This window comes from Aeromicrobium sp. REDSEA-S32_B7 (assembly GCF_001626145.1).
GTDB lineage: Bacteria > Actinomycetota > Actinomycetes > Propionibacteriales > Nocardioidaceae > Aeromicrobium > Aeromicrobium erythreum.
Genome location: NZ_LUNF01000022.1, coordinates 1 through 4,523, shown reverse-complemented (window position 1 = coordinate 4,523; position 4,523 = coordinate 1). Strand labels below are relative to the sequence as shown.

7 protein-coding genes are annotated in these 4,523 nt (G+C 74.7%); 6 read left to right on the top strand and 1 reads right to left on the bottom strand.

Translation table 11 applies throughout. The annotated features are described in order from the left end of the window. The 5 genes from A6Q79_RS01210 to A6Q79_RS01190 form a co-directional block, all read left to right on the top strand. On the top strand, positions 1-798 hold a 798-nt coding region (locus tag A6Q79_RS01210), incomplete at its 5' end, for an NADH-ubiquinone oxidoreductase-F iron-sulfur binding region domain-containing protein (RefSeq protein ID WP_317695569.1). Then, complete coding sequence (locus tag A6Q79_RS01205) at positions 795-1,004, top strand: ferredoxin (protein ID WP_067860404.1); 210 nt, start codon at positions 795-797, stop codon at positions 1,002-1,004. The genes A6Q79_RS01210 and A6Q79_RS01205, both read left to right, overlap by 4 nt. Before the next feature lie 50 nt (positions 1,005-1,054). Beyond that, entirely contained in the window at positions 1,055-1,759 is a 705-nt protein-coding gene (locus tag A6Q79_RS01200; protein ID WP_286690225.1) for a response regulator transcription factor, read from the top strand. Continuing rightward, complete coding sequence (locus A6Q79_RS01195; protein ID WP_317695564.1) at positions 1,756-2,955, top strand: HAMP domain-containing sensor histidine kinase; 1,200 nt, start codon at positions 1,756-1,758, stop codon at positions 2,953-2,955. The genes A6Q79_RS01200 and A6Q79_RS01195 overlap by 4 nt, the downstream gene beginning before the upstream one ends. Before the next feature lie 58 nt (positions 2,956-3,013). Next, a complete protein-coding gene (locus A6Q79_RS01190) occupies positions 3,014-3,469 on the top strand; it encodes a DUF2231 domain-containing protein (protein WP_236749757.1) in 456 nt (151 codons plus the stop codon). A gap of 43 nt (positions 3,470-3,512) precedes the next feature. Here A6Q79_RS01190 and A6Q79_RS01185 read toward each other — a convergent pair whose 3' ends face one another. Then, a complete protein-coding gene (locus A6Q79_RS01185; protein WP_286690227.1) occupies positions 3,513-3,899 on the bottom strand; it encodes a universal stress protein in 387 nt (128 codons plus the stop codon). A 249-nt stretch (positions 3,900-4,148) separates the two neighbouring features. Between A6Q79_RS01185 and A6Q79_RS01180 the strand changes: the two genes are divergently transcribed. After that, the coding region (locus tag A6Q79_RS01180; protein ID WP_317695556.1) for a hypothetical protein at positions 4,149-4,523 on the top strand (375 nt) is incomplete at its 3' end.

Genomic DNA, 4,523 nt, shown 5'->3' with positions numbered 1-4,523 from the left:
GAGCACCTGGAGTCGCTGGAGCAGCACTTCTCCGCCGAGGGGCGCGCCGCGGCCGAGGAGGCCTACGCCGTCATCGGCAAGGAGATCAACCTCGGCTCGCCCAAGCAGCTGCAGGTGGTGCTCTTCGACGAGCTCGACACCGCCGCCGAGCGCACCGTGCTGATCCGCGACGTACCGAAGGCCGGGCACGACCCCGGCGACTGCCTCACCAGCTCGCGCCCCAGCCTGCTGGACTGCATGTTCACCCCCGTCGAGCGGTCGACGCTGCTGGGCGACGTGCCGCACCCGGGCGTGGTCGAGGTGCCGCACGGCCGACGGGTCGCCGACCTCGTCGGCGGAGCGGACCGGACCGTCCTCCTCGGTGGGTACCACGGCCGCTGGACCAAGGCCGGCGACCTGCTCGTGGACCGCGCCGCCCTCCGCGCGCGAGGTGCGACGTGGGGTGCGGGCGTCGTCGCCGTGCTGCCCGGCGCCACCTGCCCCGTGGGGGAGGTCGCGCGGGTGGCGCGCTGGCTCGCCGGGGAGTCGGCCGGGCAGTGCGGACCCTGCGTGTTCGGGCTCGACTCCCTCGCCTCCGACGTCGAGGGGCTGGCGGCGAACGCGCCCGTCGACCTCTCGCGCCTGTCCCGACGGCTCGGCCTGGTGCGCGGTCGCGGAGCGTGCGCCCACCCCGACGGCGCCGTCGGCTTCCTGGCCAGCGCGCTGACCGCGTTCGCCGACGACGTCGCCGTCCACGCGACGGGTCGCGGGTGCGGACGTCCGACGCTCGGCGTGCTCCCGACGGGTGCCGAGCGATGAGCCCACGCGTCCTGGTCGACTGGACCCGCTGCGACGGCCACGGACTGTGCGCCGCGCTCCTGCCCGAGCAGGTGACCCTCGACGAGTGGGGCTTCCCCGTCGTCGGCGACGACCTCACCGAGCGGCAGGCCCGCCAGCTGGCGCAGGCGTGCCCCGCGCTCGCCCTGCGGGTCCTGCCCGCACTGGACCGGTCGGGCCGGTCGTGAGCGTGCGCGAGTCGGCCCCGGTCGGCGTCACCGAGCACTACGGTGACCCCATGGTCCGGATCCTGGTGGTCGAGGACGACCTCGCCATCCGCACGACCCTCACCCGCGGGCTGACCGACCACGGTGCCGTCGTCACCGCCGTCGGGACGGCCGTCGAGGCCATCCGCAGCGTCGGTGCCGAGCAGCCCGACGTGATCATGCTCGACCTCGGGCTGCCGGACCTCGACGGCGCCGACGTGCTCGCCCTGGTGCGCTCCTCCAGCGACGTGCCGGTGGTCGTGGCCACGGCCCGTGACGACGAGCGGGAGATCGTGCGGCTCCTCGACGCCGGCGCCGACGACTACCTCGTCAAGCCGTTCTCCGCCGCGCAGGCCATGGCGCGCGTCCGAGCGGTGCTGCGCCGCACCGCGCCGGCCGGTGCGGCCGACCGCACCGTCAGGGTGGGCGGACTGGTCGTCGACCCTGTCTCACGAGAGGTCGCCCTCGACGGCCGCGCCGTCGCGCTGAACCGCAAGGAGTTCGACCTGCTGCTCGCCCTCGCCACCCGCGCCGGCGAGGTGGTGAGCAAGCGTGAGCTGCTGGCCGACGTCTGGCAGATGCCGTGGGGCGGCGCCGACCGCACGGTCGACGTGCACCTGTCGTGGCTGCGTCGCAAGCTCGGCGAGAGCGCTGCCGACCCGCGGTACCTGCACAGCGTGCGAGGGGTGGGCGTCAAGCTCGTCGCCCCCGACCCCGCGACCGGCGGCGTCGCGTGAGCCTGCGCGCCCGCATCCTCGCGCTGGGCGTCGGGTCGGCCGCGGCGATGCTGCTGCTCCTCGCCGTGCCGGTGACGCTGACCGTGCAGCGCAACGTGCAGCAGGACGAGGAGCAGTGGGCGGCCTCCGTCGCGCAGGGCGTGGCCGACCTGCTGAGCACGGGGCGGGGCGACCGCGACGACCTCGTCGCGGTCGTCGAGCGCATCGACGCCCGCGACGGTGGTCGGGTGACCGTCGACGCCGGCGACGGCGCGCCCGTGGGGTCGACCCGACCCGACTGCAGCGTCGACTCGGACGCCCGTTTCGGTCCCCTCGCCGACGCCGGCACACCCCCAGGGCGACGCGACGACGCACGGTCCCCCGACGGCGACTCCTACGGCCCGCCGGACGCCCGGGTCGGGCGCGTGTACGGGGCAGAGGTGGCGTCGGTCGACGGCGGCCGGCTCGTGCGCGTGGTCGCCGAGCAGCGGGGCCGCGACGTCGCGGTGTGCTCGTTCGTGCCGAGCAGCGTGGTGGGGAGGGAGACGCTCGAGCAGGTGGGCGTGCTCGGCCTGGCCGGGCGCATCGACGAGCTGCTCGTGGCCGAGCGCGAGACCGTCGCCGACCTGTCGCACCGGCTGCGCACCCCGGTCACCGCGGTGCGGCTCGACGTCGAGGCCCTGCCGGAGTCGCCGCAGAAGCGTGAGCTCGAGGACCACCTCGACCACCTCGAGCGGACCCTGACGGCGGTGATCCAGGCTGCTCGCCGACCACAACGCGAGGGGGCGGTGCCCCGGACCGACGTGGTCGCCGTGGTGCAGGACCGGTTCGCGTACTGGGCTCCGCTGCTGGAGGACCAGCGGCGAGACGCCGTGCTCGAGCTGCCGGACGGCGCCGCGGGGTGGGAGGTGCGCCTGGCCGACGCGGACCTCGCCGCCGCGCTGGACGCGCTGCTCGAGAACGCCGTCGCGCACACGGCCGAGGGAGTGCCGGTGGCCGTGACCGTGTCGTCCGTCGGCACCGACACCGTCGTCGAGGTCCGTGACCAAGGGCCGGGCGTGCCGCCGTCGGCCTTGCGGCGCGGGACGAGCGACCGGGGCTCCAGCGGTCTCGGCCTCGACATCGCGCGGTCGTGCGCGGAGGCGAGCGGCGGTCGCCTCGAGCTCGACCGCGACGGTCCGTGGTCCCTGGTCCGGCTCGTCCTCGGCGCACCCTGACCCCCTCCACCGCACGTCGGCGCTCGCCGCACGGGGACGTCCCACGAAGGAGAACACCATGCTGGACACGTTCAACGGCCTCCCGCTGCACCCGCTCGTCGTGCACGCGGTCGTCGTGCTGCTGCCCCTGTCGGTGGTCGGTGCGATCGTCGTCGCGCTGCGCCCAGCCTGGCGCCAGACCTACGGCTGGCTCGTGGCCGGTCTGCTCGTCGTGGCGACCGCGCTCACCCCGGTCGCGACCTCGAGCGGCGAGGCGCTCGAGAAGAGGGTCGGCGACCCGGGCCGGCACGCGGAGCTCGGCGACCAGCTCATCTGGTTCGAGATCGCCCTGCTGGTGGTGCTCGTGGCGATGCTCGTCCTGCACCGTCGGGGCGTCGTGTCCGCGGCGGCGCGGGGCGTGGCCGTCCTCGTCCTGATCGCCTCCGTCGCGGCGGCCGTGCAGGTCTACCGCGTGGGCGACTCGGGCGCGAAGGCGGTGTGGGGCGACACGACCAGCGAGGCTGGCGGCAGCTGAGCAGTCGACGTCCGAGAGGTACGTGCCGGGACCGGCGACGAGGTCAGCGCGCGGCCTTGACGGCGACGACCGGGCAGTCGGCCTCGAGCAGGATGCGCTGCGAGGTGGAGCCCAGCACCAGCTTGCCCACGGGGGAGCGTCGGCGCTGGCCGATGACGACGAGCGACGCGTCGTGGCGGTTGGCGTGGTCGAGGATGGCGTCGGCGGCGCCACCGCTGCCCACGAAGTGCACCACCTCGTGCTCGACGCCTGCCTCGCCGAGCCGCGACTCGAGCTGCTCCACGACGGTCTCGGGCGAGACGTCCGGGTGCGGCGCGTCGGACGCGATGACGACGAGACGGGCGGACGTGCTGCGGGCGTGGTCGACGGCCCAGGTCCAGGCGGCCTCACCCTCGGGACTCGCGACGTAGCCCACGACGATCGTGCTCATGCGGTTCTCCTTCTCCCCGGCACCACGCTACCGGGCACGTACGGCGTCGTCGCCCCGGGTGAGCAGGGACTGATGTCCCGAAAGAAGTCAGGACTTTATGGGTGCAGATGACCTCGATAAGGACTAAAGTCCCGAGGAGATAGGGACCAGCGTCCGTCCTTCGCGGTGGGGAGACCACGAAGGGCCAGGTGGGCACCAGTGCAGCCGGCCGTGCATCCCTTCACCGAGGGAGAGAACACCATGGGACTGGTGACGTCAGCACGTCCGTCGAGCACGACCGCGAAGGTGGTCGCGCTGATCCTGGTCGCCCTGGCGGCGTCGACGCTGGTCGTGGCGCAGGCCGACGCCGCGCGCAGCCACCGCGTGACCGTGACGAAGACCGCTACCGTCGTGAAGACCGCGACGCGCGTGGCGCACGTCGACGGGCACCGCGGCGAGGCGACGGTGCGGCGCAGCGCCACGGGTCGTGGCACCGCGACGGTGAGGGCGTCGACCCCGCAGCGGGCTCGTGCGCAGGCCACGACCGCGGCGCGGAAGCGGGCCGTGGTGCAGGCCCGTCAGCGCGCCTTCGCGACGGCCTCGGCCGCCGCGGCGAAGATCGCCACCGCGCGCGCCGAGCAGGCC